The sequence below is a fragment of the Flavobacterium sp. LS1P28 genome (assembly GCF_003970335.1).
Classification (GTDB): Bacteria; Bacteroidota; Bacteroidia; order Flavobacteriales; family Flavobacteriaceae; genus Flavobacterium.
The window spans coordinates 163,468-180,798 of record NZ_RYDI01000003.1 but is presented as its reverse complement, the minus strand read 5'-3'; the positions used below and the strand labels follow the sequence as shown (position 1 = coordinate 180,798).

Annotated in this window: 11 protein-coding genes and 1 pseudogene; 6 read left to right on the top strand and 6 right to left on the bottom strand. The window is 36.4% G+C overall.

Going from position 1 to position 17,331, the window contains the following annotated elements; all coding sequences use genetic code 11:
* Positions 1–135: 135 nt before the first annotated feature.
* Positions 136–3,588, bottom strand: coding sequence for a methylmalonyl-CoA mutase family protein (locus tag EKL97_RS04630; protein WP_126568278.1), 3,453 nt, complete (start codon positions 3,586–3,588; stop codon positions 136–138).
* Positions 3,589–3,828: 240 nt separating this feature from the next.
* Here EKL97_RS04630 and purU point away from each other — a divergent pair, with 240 nt between their 5' ends.
* The gene (purU, locus tag EKL97_RS04625; protein WP_126460985.1) at positions 3,829–4,683 is read left to right on the top strand and encodes a formyltetrahydrofolate deformylase; all 855 of its coding nucleotides are present in this window, start codon (positions 3,829–3,831) and stop codon (positions 4,681–4,683) included.
* Between the two features lie 273 nt (positions 4,684–4,956).
* Here purU and EKL97_RS04620 read toward each other — a convergent pair whose 3' ends face one another.
* On the bottom strand, positions 4,957–5,742 hold the full coding sequence (locus tag EKL97_RS04620) for an alpha/beta fold hydrolase (RefSeq protein ID WP_126568307.1): 786 nt from the start codon (positions 5,740–5,742) through the stop codon (positions 4,957–4,959).
* A gap of 106 nt (positions 5,743–5,848) precedes the next feature.
* On the opposite strand from EKL97_RS04620, the gene EKL97_RS15660 reads away from it, so the two are divergent.
* Entirely contained in the window at positions 5,849–5,998 is a 150-nt protein-coding gene (locus EKL97_RS15660) for a hypothetical protein (protein WP_197037202.1), read from the top strand.
* Here the strand turns inward: EKL97_RS15660 and EKL97_RS04615 are convergent.
* The 4 genes and pseudogenes from EKL97_RS04615 to prfA all read right to left on the bottom strand — a co-directional run bounded on the left by EKL97_RS04615 (position 5,993) and on the right by prfA (position 9,378).
* Positions 5,993–6,804, bottom strand: a pseudogene (locus tag EKL97_RS04615) (ABC transporter substrate-binding protein). The gene EKL97_RS15660 and the pseudogene EKL97_RS04615 overlap by 6 nt on opposite strands.
* Positions 6,805–7,012: 208 nt before the next feature.
* The gene (gene pyrF, locus EKL97_RS04610; RefSeq protein ID WP_126568277.1) at positions 7,013–7,840 is read right to left on the bottom strand and encodes an orotidine-5'-phosphate decarboxylase; all 828 of its coding nucleotides are present in this window, start codon (positions 7,838–7,840) and stop codon (positions 7,013–7,015) included.
* 38 nt (positions 7,841–7,878) lie between these two features.
* A complete protein-coding gene (locus tag EKL97_RS04605) occupies positions 7,879–8,238 on the bottom strand; it encodes a four helix bundle protein (RefSeq protein WP_126460991.1) in 360 nt (119 codons plus the stop codon).
* A gap of 63 nt (positions 8,239–8,301) precedes the next feature.
* Positions 8,302–9,378: a peptide chain release factor 1 gene (gene prfA / locus EKL97_RS04600; protein ID WP_126460993.1), complete on the bottom strand. Its 1,077-nt coding sequence runs from the start codon at positions 9,376–9,378 to the stop codon at positions 8,302–8,304.
* Positions 9,379–10,327: 949 nt separating this feature from the next.
* Between prfA and EKL97_RS04595 the strand changes: the two genes are divergently transcribed.
* From EKL97_RS04595 to EKL97_RS04580, 4 genes are all read left to right on the top strand, one after another.
* A complete protein-coding gene (locus tag EKL97_RS04595; RefSeq protein WP_126568275.1) occupies positions 10,328–12,619 on the top strand; it encodes a DNA topoisomerase 3 in 2,292 nt (763 codons plus the stop codon).
* Positions 12,620–13,267: 648 nt separating this feature from the next.
* Complete coding sequence (locus EKL97_RS04590; protein WP_126568274.1) at positions 13,268–13,747, top strand: DUF6265 family protein; 480 nt, start codon at positions 13,268–13,270, stop codon at positions 13,745–13,747.
* 188 nt (positions 13,748–13,935) lie between these two features.
* Positions 13,936–16,083, top strand: a complete 2,148-nt coding sequence (locus EKL97_RS04585; RefSeq protein ID WP_126568272.1) for a TonB-dependent siderophore receptor — start codon at positions 13,936–13,938, stop codon at positions 16,081–16,083.
* A gap of 63 nt (positions 16,084–16,146) precedes the next feature.
* Complete coding sequence (locus tag EKL97_RS04580) at positions 16,147–17,274, top strand: PepSY-associated TM helix domain-containing protein (RefSeq protein WP_126568270.1); 1,128 nt, start codon at positions 16,147–16,149, stop codon at positions 17,272–17,274.
* Positions 17,275–17,331: the final 57 nt, after the last annotated feature.

Below are 17,331 nucleotides of genomic sequence, written 5' to 3'. Positions count from 1 at the left end.
AGATCCCACCCAAAAGCGGGATAAGCGATTCACACACTTTTTGCGATGCAATTCAATACTGATTACCTTAGATCCCGCCCAAAAACGGGATAAGCGATTCACACACTTTTTGCGATGCAAAAAGTGGTTCTCTGCTTACATATTTCTTCTGTATTGTCCACCTACTTCAAATAAAGCAGCTGTTATTTGTCCCAAGGAACAAACCTTGGTCGCTTCCATTAAATGCTCGAATAAATTTTCGTTTTTAATGGCTGCTTCCTGAAGCGTATTTAAATGATCCTTCACTACATCCTGATTGGATTGATGCAAATGGTTCAACATATCAATTTGGTATTGTTTTTCTTCCTCTGTGGCGCGAATTACTTCGGCGGGGATTACTGTTGGAGAACCTTTGGAACTCAAAAACGTATTCACACCAATGATAGGAAATTCACCTGTATGTTTCAAAGTCTCATAATACAAACTTTCTTCTTGAATTTTACTTCTTTGGTACATGGTTTCCATAGCTCCAAGCACGCCACCACGTTCTGTAATTCGGTCAAATTCTAATAAAACTGCCGCTTCGACTAAATCCGTTAGCTCTTCAATAATGAAAGCACCTTGAATTGGATTTTCGTTTTTGGCCAGTCCTAATTCTTTATTGATAATCAACTGAATTGCCATCGCACGACGCACAGATTCTTCTGTAGGTGTTGTAATTGCTTCATCATACGCATTGGTATGCAAGGAATTACAATTGTCATAAATCGCATACAACGCTTGCAAAGTAGTACGAATATCATTGAAATCTATTTCCTGTGCGTGCAAAGAACGTCCCGAAGTCTGAATGTGGTATTTCAACATTTGCGCACGCTCGTTAGCGCCATATTTATTTTTCATGGCTTTCGCCCAAATTTTACGTGCCACACGACCGATAACGGCATATTCAGGATCTACACCATTCGAAAAGAAAAACGATAAGTTGGGTCCAAAATCATTGATATTCATACCACGACTCAAATAATATTCTACATACGTGAACCCATTAGAAAGTGTGAAAGCCAATTGTGTAATTGGATTTGCTCCCGCTTCGGCAATATGATACCCTGAAATAGAAACCGAATAAAAGTTCCTTACATTCTTAGTAATAAAATATTCCTGTACGTCACCCATTAATCGCAACGCAAATTCAGTAGAGAAAATACAGGTATTTTGCGCTTGATCTTCTTTAAGAATATCGGCCTGAACGGTTCCACGAACTTGAGATAACGTTCTTGCTTTTATTTCGTTATATACTTCCAAAGGTAAAACCTGATCTCCGGTTACACCCAAAAGCAGCAACCCTAAACCGTTATTCCCTTGGGGCAAATCCCCTTGATAATGCGGTCTTTCAACTCCTTTTGCTGCATATATTTTGTTGATTTTTACCTCAACTTCTTTTTCAAGGCCATTTTCTTTGATGTAAAACTCACATTGTTGGTCAATCGCTGCATTCATGAAAAACCCTAATAACATAGGTGCCGGTCCATTAATAGTCATACTCACCGAAGTCATTGCATGAACCAAATCAAAACCAGAATATAATTTCTTAGCATCATCCAAACAACAAATAGAAACTCCGGCATTACCTATTTTTCCATAAATATCAGGGCGTACATGTGGATCGTTTCCGTATAAAGTCACACTGTCAAAAGCCGTTGATAATCGTTTTGCCGGTAATCCCGCACTTACATAATGAAAACGTTTGTTCGTTCTTTCCGGTCCGCCTTCTCCGGCAAACATACGAGATGGATCTTCTCCTTCACGTTTAAAAGGATATAAACCTGCGGTAAAGGGAAATTCTCCAGGAACGTTTTCCTGCAAACACCAACGTAAAATATCACCCCAAGCTTTGTACTTTGGCAATGCAATTTTCGGAATTTGAGAATGTGAAAGGGACTCCGTGTGCGTGGCCATTTTGATTTCTCTATCCCGAACTTTGAACGTATACACCGGATTCTTGTACTTGTTTACTTTCTCGTCCCAAGTCAAAATGATTTCCCAGTTGTATGGATCCAAATCCATTTTTATTTTATCAAATTGATTTAGTAAAAGATTTAAAAATATTTTGTCCTCAGCAGCACCCGGTTTTTCAGATTCTAAAGCACTTGGCAAAACCGAATCGTCATTAATTCCTGTTTTATTCGATTCAGGGATTTTTCTAGTAACCGATTCAATCGTTTTAAAAATCCCGTACAATTTCTGAGCCACTTGTTCTTGGCTAACGGCCGTAACATCATACTTCCGGTTGCTCTCGGCAATTTCAGACAAATAACGGGTTCTGTGTGGCGGAATAACGAAAATCTTCTCGCTCATTTCACGAGTGATTTGGAATGTTGATTTCAAATCAGAATTCGTTTTTTCATGGACTTTATCCATTATCGCTTTGTACAGCGTATTCATTCCCGGATCGTTGAACTGCGAAGCAATAGTCCCAAAAACCGGAAGCGTATCTAAATTTACATCCCACAGATTATGGTTGCGTTGGTATTGTTTTTTCACGTCTCTCAATGCATCCAGAGATCCGCGTTTGTCAAATTTGTTTATCGCTACCAAATCAGCAAAATCAAGCATGTCGATTTTTTCCAATTGAGTTGCAGCGCCAAATTCAGGCGTCATTACATATAAGGATACATCAGAGTGATCCATGATTTCTGTATCGGATTGTCCTATACCTGAGGTTTCCAGGATTATGATATCATAATTTGCTGCTTTAATCACTTGGATTGCATCGGCAACATATTTAGACAAAGCCAAATTCGATTGGCGTGTGGCCAAAGAACGCATGTAAACTCGAGGGTTATTAATTGCGTTCATTCGGATTCTATCACCTAACAAGGCACCGCCGGTTTTTCTTTTTGATGGATCGACGGATATTAATCCGATAGTTTTTTCCGGGAAATCGATTAGAAAACGACGCACTAATTCATCCACCAAAGAAGATTTTCCTGCTCCACCTGTTCCTGTGATTCCAAGAACCGGAGTTTTACAACCCTGATTCTTTTTTTGGATAACTTCCAGAGTTTTGGCCGCTATGTCTGGGAAATTCTCTGCTGATGAAATAATTCTGGCAATTGCTTTTGGATTTTTTTCTTCCAAATGTTTTATTTCATCCGTCAGTTTATCTCCAACGGGATAATCAGATTGTTGTACTAAATCATTAATCATTCCCTGCAATCCCATCGCGCGACCGTCATCCGGCGCATAAATACGGGTGATTCCGTACGCTTGCAATTCGGCAATTTCAGAAGGCAGGATTACTCCTCCTCCCCCACCAAATATCTTGATTTGCCCAGCTCCTTTTTCCTGAAGCAAGTCATACATGTATTTGAAATATTCGTTGTGTCCGCCTTGATACGAAGTTATCGCAATAGCATTCGCATCTTCCTGAATCGCGGTATTGACCACTTCTTCCACACTACGATCGTGACCCAAATGGATTACCTCAACGCCTGTAGACTGAATGATTCTACGCATAATATTGATTGCAGCATCGTGACCGTCAAAAAGCGCAGCTGCGGTAACAATTCTTACTTTATTGTTAGGGATATATGGTTTTTGTTGTTCCATTTTATGAATATGATAATTTAAGACTGCAATTTACAATTTTATTTTAAAAATTATCCGTTGTTACTGTTGGTTATTAATAAATAATAAAGTTTATGCCATGCAGGACAACAAATAGATTAAAATTGGGCTATTTTTTTTAAACATAAAACAACCCAATCTAACTTTTTTATAAACACAGATACATTTAGTTTTGAAAAACACTAATCATTACTAAAAAACAAAGCTAAAAACAAAATGCTAATGCAAAAAATTACAATCCTAATCCATTGCAAAGATCAAAAAGCAATTATTGCCTCCGTTACAAATTATATTGCCTTCATTGATGGCAATATAATCTACCTGGACCAACACGTTGATGCTAATGAGAATGTGTTTTTCATGCGTTTAGAATGTGAATTCAATACCAAAAATTGGAATATTGAAGCTATTAAAAATGATTTTCAAGCAACGTTGGCTTCACCGTTTAATATGTCCTGGGCAATGTACACCCAAGATGAAAAACCAAAAATGGCATTATTTGTTTCAAAATACGACCATTGTTTGTATGATATTTTAGGACGCCACAGCGCTGGTGAATTGCCACTAGAAATTCCTTTGATAATAAGCAACCATGAGGATTTGAAACCAGTAGCAGACCGTTTTAATATTCCGTTTCATTATGTACCTTTTACCAAAGATACAAAAGCCGAAGGCGAGCAAAAACAACTGGATTTACTGAAGCAGTATACTATTGACTTTATTGTTTTGGCTCGCTACATGCAGATTATCACCCCTAAATTGATTGCGCAATACCCGAATCAAATCATCAACATTCATCATTCCTTTCTCCCTGCGTTTCCCGGGGCAAAACCCTATCACTCAGCTTTCATGAGAGGTGTTAAAATCATAGGCGCTACCAGTCATTATGTGACTGAGGAATTGGATGAAGGTCCAATTATCGAGCAGGATATTACCCGAGTTACACACAGTCATTCTATTGAAAATTTCATCATGAAAGGACGTGATCTGGAACGTACGGTTTTGGCAAGAGCCATAAAACTGCATGCCGAGAGAAAAACAATAGTATATGACAATAAAACGATAGTATTTCTATAGACTTATTACCCTTTAAAATCCAGGTCTTAAACAAAAAGATAACTCAAAATTAAAACCTGAGACAGTCCATCGTGTAACTTGCTACCGAGTGAACAAAAAGTATGCATTGAAACAAAGTAAAAAAAAACTTAACGTATGTACAACAAAGTAATAACAAAATCTTAACAGCAAAACGCCTCTGTAAGTGTGATCTTTGCAGAGTAATAAACTGGTTATTTATTATTTTGGTTTTGGTTAGTTAAAGAATTGCCTGCATAAAAATGCAGGCAATTTTTATTTAGCAGTGTTTATAAAAGAAAGAACAGCATCGTTAAAAACATTAGGCTGTTCCACATTGACTACATGTCCACAGTTTTGTATTACAAACAACGTAGACGATTTGCAATGATTTTCTACCACTTTTTTAACTGATGGTAAAAACATATAATCCTCTTCGCCCATCACATAAAGCGTAGGAATATTTAACTCGACCTGACGGAACCATTTGAGTACCGGATTTATTTCGGCGGTGAGTTTAAACCATTTGATAAATTCTTTTTGGTATAATTTCTTGGCCTCGTTGATAAAAAGCACCCGAGACTGTTTGTGACTTTTTTTTGGCATGATGACAAAGGCAAAAAACTGATATAAAACCAAATAAGGCAGTACATATTTAAACAAATTACCCAATCGCATCAATACTTGAGAACGGAAATTCATTTTCAATATCGCACCGCCAAGGATCATGCTTTGCACGCGTTCCGGATACATTTCAGCCAATTGTCTGATGAGTATGGTTCCCAATGAAATTCCGACAAAATGTGATTTTTCAATTTTGAGATGGTTTAAGACTTCCAGAATATCATTGGCCAAAGCCGAAAAAGTATATTTTTGTTTGAAAGCTGTTTTCAGCGTAGGTTTTGATTCCCCGTGACCGCGTAAATCCAATAATAAAACACTATGCTGTTTCTTAAAATCCCGTATTTGTTTGAACCATATAGACGAACTTCCACCAGCACCGTGAACAAAAGTTACCCATTGGTCGCTGTTTTTATTTTCGTAAATGGTATAATTGATCACGTCTTTTTTTTGTAAAAATAGCACATTAATTTTAAATCCCAATCTTAACAAATAATAATGCTTCTTTTAAGATCGTAAAATGTAAATTTGCATAAAATCATCACCAATGAAAGGATTATTGCAAGAGAAAAGTGAAATAGAAAAGCTTAAAAAAGAGTACCAAAAGTTCTCAGAACTAAATTTCCATATCGAAAATTCTTCTGTTAAATCGATCGTGACAACAGAAAAATTGATTTTAGAAGAATGCGAATTATAATTTTTGATGCATTTTTTTAAAATAGTCAAACGCTTTTAACAGCCTGCTTCCATACCAGGAAAACATTTCACCATCTACAAATACCGTTTTTGCGTGGTGTGTGTGTCTTCCTATTTCGAAAGCATCTTCCTCTTTGAAAGGATACGGCTCTGATGAAAGAAAAACCAAATCCGGATCCCCTTCTAAACGCATTTTTTTGAGTTCAATTTCCGGGTAACGTCCAGAAGTCTCGGCATTGCCTGCATATATGTTTTGAAAATGGTTTAGTTTCAGTAATTCATTGATAAAATTATTAGAACCGGCAACCATAAAAGGATTTTTCCAAATGAAATATACTACTTTTTGTTGCGGCTTATCTTTTATAAAGTTTTTAAAATCGCTCAGGGCAAAAGCCAATTTATCGTTCCATTTCTGGGCTTCGGTTCTGCAATTGAAAAGTTGACCAAAGTCGGCAATCATCTGAAAATTATCTTCAATCGTGATGATATTGGTCACCCAAACCGGACAAATTTTACGCAACTCTTCCACAATTTCAGCGGTATTTTCCTCTTTGTTACAAATGACAATATCCGGTTGCAACAATCTGATTTTTTCGTAATGCACTTTTTTGGTGCCACCAACTATTTTCTTGGTCGACTTAAAATGATACGGATGCACACAGAATTTTGTAATTCCTATAATTCGGTCTTCCAAACCTAAATCATACAGCAATTCCGTTTGTGAGGGAACCATGATATAATGCGTTTTGGCGAAGTTTCAAAAGAATGTGTTATTCCGATTTGATCGATTAAAGTTTTTTGTCTCAAGTTTAATGTTTAATGTTTAATGTTTAGTAAATCTAATCAAAAATTATATTTTTAAACCATTAAGAAATTTAGAAAAATTAAGGCTTAAAAAGTTTAGCGCTAAAATTTTTGATTCAAATCTTAGCGCAAGGGTAATAAAACTTAATTTCTTAATGGTTTAAAATGAAGAATGATTGAATTCAAAATATTTTATAAAAACCCAAAAACGTTAAACGTTAAACTTCAAACTCATAATTTGCTCCATTTCCTGTTGCATTTTCAACGCTTCGGTTCTTGCTTTATCGGCAAAATCAGTTCCGTTTGAAGCATAAATAATCGCTCTGGAAGAATTGATTAGTAATCCAACATTCGCATTCATTCCGTATTTACAAACTTCAGCCAGACTTCCGCCTTGTGCTCCTACTCCGGGAACAAGCAAGAAACTGTCAGGAACAATTTTGCGAATTTCAGTGAAATATTCAGCTTTTGTTGCACCTACAACATACATCAGGTTTTCGCTGTTTTTCCAGTTTTTAGATATTTCCAAAACTTGTTTATACAATTCTTTTCCGTTTAAGTTTAAAGTCTGAAAATCAAAAGCACCTTCGTTAGAAGTCAAAGCCAACATAATCGTATGTTTACTTTTGAAAGCCAGAAAAGGCTCCACTGAATCTTTTCCCATATAAGGAGCAACGGTAATACTGTCAAAATTCAAATCTTCAAAAAAAGCTTTGGCATACATGGCAGACGTATTGCCTATATCACCGCGTTTGGCATCGGCAATAGTAAAAATATCCGGATACGTTGAGTTGATGTAATTAATTGTTTTTTGTAGAGACGTCCATCCTTTCAAACCATACGCTTCATAAAAAGCAATATTAGGTTTATAAGCCACAGCCAAATCATGCGTTGCATCGATTATCGCTTTATTGAATTCGAAAATGGGATCTTCCAATTCTAGTAGATGCTGCGGAATTTTAGTCAAATCGACATCGAGTCCTACTGCTAGGAATGATTTTTTTTGTTGAATTTGGTCAATAAGTTGTTGTGTAGTCATTTTTTAGGTGGTGGGTTCTTAGATGTTGGGTGTTGGTTTTAAACCTTGGAATCAACATACTTTTTTAAGGATTGAATTCTTTTTTGAATTATGTTAAGCTCGGAAATAATTTCTAAGTGTAAAAACACATCCACAAAACCTATCTCTTTAGCTATTTCAATTTGAGTCTCTAATTCAAAGGCCGAACCTAAACTTATCTGTAAAAATCTAGAAAAATCCTTTTGAGAAGTTCTGGAACAACCTTCCGCTATGTTCGAAGGAATTGAAACTGCACATCTATTGATTTGAGAAACCAGTCCAAATTTTTCTTCTTTGGGAAACGAACCAGTAATAATATAAATTTTTTTAACAAGTAAAACAGAACTTTGCCAAACTTCTAAATCCCTAAAGTTTCTCATATATTTTAGTTTTACAAAAACCTATAACCTACTAAGACCTAAAACCCGGCGCCCAAAACCTATTTAAAAAACCTCGCTGGCTTCTTTCAGTTTTTCCATGTTGTTGACTAACGCCAACTCATCTACTATTTTCTGAATATCACCATTCATGATATTTCCCAAATCGTACAACGTCAAACCTACACGGTGATCCGTTACACGACCTTGTGCATAATTATAGGTACGGATTTTTGCAGAACGGTCACCAGAACTTACCTGAGACGTACGCGTTGTAGCATCTTCCGCTTGTTTTTTGGCTAATTCCTGTTCGTACAAACGGGAACGCAAAACGCCAAAAGCTTTATCTTTATTCTTGTGTTGTGATTTCTGATCCTGACATTGCGCCACCAATCCAGTTGGAATGTGCGTCAACCGAACCGCTGATTTAGTTGTATTTACCGATTGTCCACCAGGTCCTGACGAACAGAAGAAATCCACACGCACATCATTCATATCAATTTGCACATCAAATTCCTCTGCTTCCGGCAATACCATAACAGTCGCCGCTGATGTGTGAACACGTCCTTGTGTTTCCGTTTGCGGTACCCGTTGTACACGGTGAACACCCGCTTCAAACTTCAAGGTTCCGTAAACATCCTCACCGGTAACTTCAAAAATCACCTCTTTGAAACCACCCGAAGTTCCCTCATTCATATCCACTACCGACGTTCTCCAACCTCTGTTCTCACAATATTTCGTGTACATACGAAACAAATCCCCGGCAAAAATACTCGCTTCATCCCCACCCGTTCCGGCACGAATCTCCACCATAACATTTTTAGCATCTTCGGGATCTTTAGGAATCAACATAAACTTGATTTCATCCTCCAGTTCCGGCAATCTTTCCTTAGCTTCGTCCAGTTGCATTTTGGCCATTTCGGTCATATCCGCATCACTGTTATCGGCAATTATTTCGTTTGCTTCGTCAATGTTTGCCATCAAAACAACATATTCATCGCGTTTTTCAGCCAAAGCTTTTAAACTTTTGTACTCTTGATTCAATTGCACATAACGCTTCTGATCCATAATAACATCCGGCTGAATAATCAAATCCGAAATCTCATCGAAACGTTGTTTTACTATTTGAAGTCTATCTAACATTTTCTTAGTCCTTTATTTCTTCTCGTTTATATATTTTGCCCAAGGGCAGAAGTAACCTCTTATCACGATTTTTTATTTTAATCAAAATCATCTTTCGGTTTAGACCGCAAAAATACGAAAAAGTATTGCAGTTTGCAAGGTTCGTTTTTTGCTATTTCAGTAACTACTTGTCATTCCGAGGTACGAGGAATCTCCTAACGGGAATAACCAATGTGATTTCTTTTACCAAGATTTATTTTTTTGCCATTTCAATAACTACTTGTCATTCCGAGGCACGAGGAATCTCATAATACAAATAGCCAATGTGATTCTTAATCATCTTATTGATATAACACGATAATCTAGAGATAATTCAACTATCGAAACATTTTCCGCAAGTGATTTGACATCCCTCTTAAAACAGCTATTACTTATTTTATTTTTAACTTTTTCAGGAGCTATTTCCTGCTACCCCGATCGCTCAGATATCCACAATCGTTAGCGCAGAATTGCATTCTGTGCCCACAAACGAGGACAGGTAAAACAAGTCAGAAAGCTATGTCCGAAAAACGATATTAGCTTTTTTTTTAATTTTTAAAGCTGATTTAGAAGTAATTTTGTAAATTAGTTTGGGTGTCAATTGGAGTGGGCACAGAATGCAATTCTGCGCTAACAGTAAATGAGAATATATGAAGTAATCTACGGCATTTTCTCTTTCGTTATTATGAAAATGAGACGTAATCAATAGCCCTGATGGAAGCGGCATCTCCCGATATAGAAAAACAAGGCTTTTTCAGCCGTAGATTTTATTAATCGGGAATACAGCAGACAGCAGGACGGTTCTTCGTTGAGAAAAACAGTCGTTCTGCTCCTAAAAACAGCACAACGTACCCGTTCATAACTCCTGTCGATTTCTTTTTAATACCAATTTCTAAATTCCTACTTTGCACCCTTAAATCAGTAGGAAAAAATGAAGGTCTGTATTGCCGAAAAACCAAGTGTCGCCCGCGAAATCGCATCCGTTTTGGGAGCGAATACCAAGCATGACGGATATTATGAAGGCAATGGTTATGCGGTCACCTACACTTTTGGGCATTTATGTACCTTAAAAGAACCGAACGATTACAAGCCCCATTGGAAAAGTTGGGATTTGAACAATCTGCCCATGCTTCCCGACAAATTCGAAACTAAAGTGGTCGAGAATTCGGGGATCCAAAAGCAATTCCGAATCATAAAAAGCCTTTTCGACAAAGCCGAGTTGGTCATCAACTGCGGGGATGCCGGGCAAGAGGGTGAACTTATTCAACGCTGGGTGATGAACGAAGCCAATTATAAAGGCGAGGTGCAACGCTTGTGGATTTCTTCCCTAACCACCGAAGCCATCAAAGAGGGTTTCCAGAACTTGAAACCATCTGCCTACTATGATAATTTATACTATGCAGGATTTTCCAGAGCCATTGGCGACTGGTTACTGGGCATGAATGCCACACGTTTGTACACCGTAAAACATGGCGGATACAAACAAGTTTTGTCTATAGGAAGGGTGCAAACCCCAACATTGGCAATGGTTGTGGACCGATTCAAGGAAATCGAGAATTTCAAACCGCAACCGTATTGGGAGTTGCAAACTTTATACAGAGAAACTCTTTTCAGCTATGAAGAAGGACGCTTTTTGAAAAAAGAAGATGGCGAACTCTTGGCCAATAAAGTCAAGGAAAGTGAGTTTGAAATAGTTTCTGTCGAAAAAAAGAATGGCAATGAGTTTGCACCTAAACTATTTGATTTAACAGGATTACAGGTGTATTGCAATACCAAATTTGGTTTTACGGCAGATGAAACACTCAAAATTGTCCAAACTTTGTACGAACAAAAAGTAGTTACGTATCCCAGAGTTGATACGACGTTTTTGCCCAATGATATCTATCCAAAAGTGGCTGGGATTCTGAAAAACTTAACGAATTATGCTGCGTTGACGCAACCGCTTTTGGAAAAAAAGATAAAAAAATCGCCCAAAGTTTTCAATGATAAAAAAGTTACGGATCACCATGCGATTATTCCAACGGGGATTCAATCCAACTTGCAATACAATCAGCAGCAAGTATATGACATAATTACCAAGCGATTTATAGCCGTGTTTTATGACGATTGTTTGGTTGCCAATACAACCGTTATTGGGAAAGCAGCAGATGTAGCCTTCAAAACGACGGGAAAAGAAATCCTGAAAAAGGGATTTCGCGTAGTCTTTGAAGATCCAAACGCCAAAGAAAAAGAAGCCGATATTTTACCGAGTTTTGTTGTAGGTGAAAAAGGGCCACATGAACCCTCGTTTTTAGAAAAGGAAACCAAACCACCGAATCAGTTTACCGAAGCTACTTTATTGCGCGCTATGGAAACTGCAGGCAAGCAAGTAGACGACGAGGATTTACGCGAATTGATGAAAGAAAACGGTATTGGGCGTCCCTCCACGCGAGCCAATATTATTGAAACGCTGTTTAAACGCCAATACATCATTAGGAACAAAAAACAAGTATTGCCTACACCTACTGGAATTCAGCTTATTGACACCATTCAAAATGATTTAGTAAAATCAGCTGAACTCACCGGCTCTTGGGAAAAGCAGTTGAAAGATATTGAAAAAGGAACTTTTACCGCTGCTGCGTTTATTAAGAACATGAAAAACATGGTAGAAGCTTTGGTCTATGAAGTGCGAAGTGAAACCAGACGTGCCAATATCTCGCATGCGGGAAGCATTCAAAAAGAAGTTGTTAAAGTCGAGAAAAAGAAAGCCGCAGGAATTTTGGCGGAAGCCTGTCCAAAATGCAGAAAAGGAACACTTATCAAAGGAAAATCTTCATTTGGATGTACCAATTATAAAGCAGGTTGCACGTTCCTATTGCCTTACACTTTTGCAGAGAAAAAAATATCCGAGAACCAATATTTGCGATTACTACAAAAAGGATCTACTGTAAACATGAAAGATTTTAAAACTGATATCGGCACTGTGGAAGGTTTACTTCGTTTTGACGAAAATTTCCAACTCAAATTAGAAGCCAAGAAAGCTTTAAAAAAAGTCATTCCGGACGAATTAGCCTGTCCGAAATGCAAGAAAGGAACGGTGCTAAAAGGAAAAATGGCTTATGGCTGCAGCGATTATAAATCAGGCTGTGATTTCAAAGTGCCTTTTGATGTGGTCAGAGCAAAACTGAAAGATCAAAAACCAACTAAAGAATTGGTTTATATTATTTTGAATGAAAGTGATTAAATTTTGTTTTAACCATATAAGTAGCAAGAAAGATATATTGTCGCAATTATTAAAAAGAGTTTTTGCCACAGATTGTAAGGATTAAAAAGATTTTTAAAATTACATAACGAATTAATCTGTGCTAATCTGTGAAATCTGTGGCAAAGAAATTTAGTGCTTTATTAAAATACGACATTAAATTTTAGTCATTACTTAAGTTATATAAGAAAACCCGTTGGGTGCAATTATTCAAAACGTCAGTTCGAGTGTTTTTTGTGTAGTAAAACGGAACAAACTTCTCGATACGCTTCGCACTCGAAGTGACGTGTATCGAGAACCGTTTTTAATACTAATTTTCTAGTTCTCGATATAATCCCGCCCAAAAGCGGGATCACTCGAACTGACGAAAATTATCATCAAAAATTAATTGCACCCAACGGGTTAAGAAAGTTAGTTTATTTGTCACATTGGCTGAAGAGAATGTAAATTAAAACATTCTTTATGAACTATGCGACTTTCCTTAAATGAACTGTTTTTTTCCTTTATTCTATTCAAATTAAAAACTTATATGACTTATATGGTGAACCTGTGATTCCAAAACTAAAAAAGCGACGTTATTCTATTTTTTCTTAATTTAGCAGTTCAAAATAACACCAAATATTTACACCAATGTTTCAAAAAACAACTCTTATATTACTTTTGTTAACCATTTTTTCCTGCAAAGAATCGGATGCAAATGAATTAGAAAAAATGAAAGCCGCCAATTGGATTTTAGGAAATTGGGAAAATAAGTCCGTTGATGGAAATCTTTCTGAAACTTGGAAAAAAGTAAACGACAGTACTTTTGAAGCGCAATCCTATTTTATCAAAGAAAAAGACACTTTGCATTTTGAATCTATTATTTTGCAACAAAAAGGAGAAGAATTAACGTATTCAACTATGGTAAAAGGACAAAACGAGGATAAAGCAGTCGCATTCAAGTTGACAACGACAACTGAGAAACAACTGGTTTTTGAAAACCCGAAACATGATTATCCTCAAAAAATTATTTATAGTCAAATCAATCCAGACAGTATCGTGGTAAAAATTTCAGGAATCCAGCAAGGAAAACCCAGTTCCGAACAATATTCAATGAAAAAAATCAACTAAAATTTTAACATTTTAGTTCCAATCAAAACCTTGCTCGAAATAAGCAAGGTTTTTTTATGCCGTTAAAAAACTGTTTTGCAGTGGAATAAAAATTAATTTTAAATATTATCTGTAATTAGTCTAAATAAGTTTTGTTAAGAACAAAAGCACTCTTATATTTGCAACTTATTTTTAATTAATCTAAATAAATGAAAAAGATACCTGCCTTTTACCTGTTCGTTTTGCTTTTTGGAATAACGGTTACTGCTCAAGAAAAGAAAGAGCAAGAAAAAGATACCTTAAAAACATTGAAAGAAGTGATTATAAACACCAACAAATACAGGTATAAAAGAGAAAAAAGCACCACAGTCTCTAAAATGCCTTTGAATAATATTGAAAATCCACAGGTGTACAATACCGTTACCAGCGAGTTAATGAAAGAACAAGTGGTTACTAACTTTAGTGATGCGCTAAAAAATGCAACTGGAATCACGCGCCTTTGGGAATCAACCGGGCGTGGCGGCGATGGTGCTGAATATTTTTCCATGAGAGGTTTTTCAGTTCAGCCAACAATGATCAACGGGCTTCCCGGAATCAACAATGGAAGTATTGATCCGGCCAACGTGGACAATATTGAAGTGATCAAAGGACCTTCAGGAACATTATTTGGCAGTAGTTTGATTTCATACGGAGGTTTAATAAATATTGTAACTAAAAAACCTTATTCAAGATTTGGTGGAGAAATCAGTTATAATGCCGGATCGTATGGTATGGATCGTCTTACTGCAGATGTAAATATCCCACTAAACACAGATGTTTCCGTACGAATCAATACAGCCTACCAAAAAGAAAATTCGTTTCAGGATGCCGGTTTTGGCAAATCCTTTTTCTTTGCGCCTTCCTTGAGTTATAAAGTTAGTGATAAACTTTCGTTCTTGATCAATACTGAATTTACAAACCGAAATTCATCAAATGCCCCGATGCTTTTCTTGAACAGAAATTCCGCTCTATCATTTGATTCGATGGAATTATTCGAAAAAAACTATAATAAATCATTCACTTCAAACGAGCTGTCCATCAGCAATCCTACTTATAATTTACAGGCTCAAATGTTTTATAAAATATCGGATCAGTGGACTTCACAAACGGTATTATCCAGAAGCAACAGTAAAACAAATGGGTATTATTCCTATTTATTTGATGCATCAAACGGAAATGATTTTACACGATTCATTTCTAAAAGAAACGGAGAAACTTTAGCAACGGATATTCAACAAAATTTTATTGGAGACTTTAAAATTGGAAACTTAAGAAACCGATTGGTTGCTGGTGTCGATTATTATAAATCAAATATTATAAACGGGAGTACCGGTTGGGTTGGAAACGGAATTGTCTCCTTAATCGATGGATCAGATACTGGAGATTTGACCCAAGCGGGAGTTGATAATCTTTTAGTAGATTCGTTTGACGGAAATTCAACTGCTGAAATTGAGGTTATTAGTGCGTACGCCTCAGATGTGTTGAATGTTACCGATAAATTATCTGCAATGATTAGTTTGCGCGTCGATCATTTCAAATCGAAAACAGCGACCGAAGAAAACAGCCAAGCAGCCGTTTCTCCAAAATTCGGTCTGGTTTATATGTTGATTAAAGATAAAGTTTCGGTTTTTTCAAATTATATGAATGGCTTTGTAAATGTAACGCCACGAGAAGTTTCTGAAGTGGATGGTTCTAATCCAAGAATGGAATCTTTTGATCCGGAGCAAGCTAATCAATATGAATTTGGATTAAAAACAAACTTATACAAAGACATCATTTCGGCATCGATTAGCTACTACAACATTGATGTAAAAAACCGATTAATGACGGATCCAAACAATATTAACAACGCAATTCAGGGAGGTGAAGTCAACAGTAAAGGAGTTGAAATCAGTTTTACGGCAAACCCAATGAAAGGATTTAATGTGATTGCTGGATTCAGTAATAACAAAAGTGAAGTTACAAAAGACAATCCCGGTGATGGATATTTAGGATTAAGACCTGAAGAAGCCGGACCAGAAACGCTAGTAAATTTTTGGGCAAATTACACGTTGACTTCCGGGAAATTAAAAGGATTCGGTCTAGGATTTGGCGGAAACCACGCCAGTGAATATAAAACGTTGAACAGATCGAATATCGGAACATTTGCCTTACCAAGTTATACCATATTAAATTCGGCTTTGTCGTATTCGAATGATAAATTCAATTTAGCTTTAAAATTAAATAACATATTAAACGAAAAATATTATTCAGGCTGGTCTACTGTAACTCCACAGCGATTAAGAAGTGTAACTGCCGGTTTGACATATAAATTTTAAGATTCCTAATTCGTTTTGTCTAACTAAACTCCTCATTTCCTGGAGGAGTTTAATCCATTTATAATGAAAAATAACACCTTAAAAAAAGCAATCCTAAAAATCCATCTTTGGCTTGGCTTATCCTCAGGCATACTTGTTTTCATAATTGCCATCACGGGAAGTTTGTATGCCTTTCAGGAAGAAATACAAGATTACACCGATGAGTACAGGTTTGTTTCAAAACAGGAAAAACCATTTCTATTACCTACGCAATTGGAAGAAATTGCCCGAAAAGAAATTCCGAACAAAGTGTTACATGCCATAAAATACAATGGTTCTGTCAAATCAGCGGAAGCTATATTTTTCCATTACGAACCTTCCTATCATTATATTGTGTACCTCAATCCGTATACAGGTGAAGTCCTTGAAAAAACCAATATGGAAGATGGGTTTTTTAACTTTATTCTTGACGGTCATTTTTATCTTTGGCTGCCTCATGAAATTGGACAAACCGTTACAGCATCGGCAACTTTAGTGTTTTTGATTCTGCTGATTACTGGAATGATTCTTTGGTATCCAAAAAATAAAAATGCTGCCAAACAACGGTTTTGGTTTAAATGGAAAAAAGGATTAAAATGGAAACGTAAAAACTATGACTTGCATAATATTACTGGCTTATACGTGCTAATAATAGCCGTTATTTTTGCAATTACGGGTTTAGTTTGGGGTTTCCAATGGTTTGCTTATTCTTATTATACGGTTCTTGGTGGAGAAAAATCATTGGTTTATGAAGATCCTATTTCGACTATAAAAACAAAAAAAGTAGATAAACCGCTGGATCAAATTTGGACTTTAATGCAAAAAGAATATCCAAAAGCAAAATCTATAGAAGTGCATCCACCGGAAAGTGCCAGTTCTTCTATTGCTGCAAATGCAAATCCTGAGGAAGGCACGTATTGGAAAATAGACTACCGTTATTTTGACCAATACAACCTAGAAGAACAAAAAGTAGATCACCTTTACGGAAGGTATAAAGAAGCTAAAATTGCCGACAAACTGCTGCTCTTGAATTACGACATTCATACGGGTGCCGTTTTTGGAATAGCCGGAAAAATATTTGCCTTTTTAATCAGTTTACTTATTGCGAGTCTTCCTATAACCGGATGCTATATTTGGTGGGGAAGAAACCGAAAATCAAATGTTAAAATTTAACATTTCACGCTAAAATTAAAAATCCTTGTCTAAAAGCAAGGATTTTTTTTATTTAAA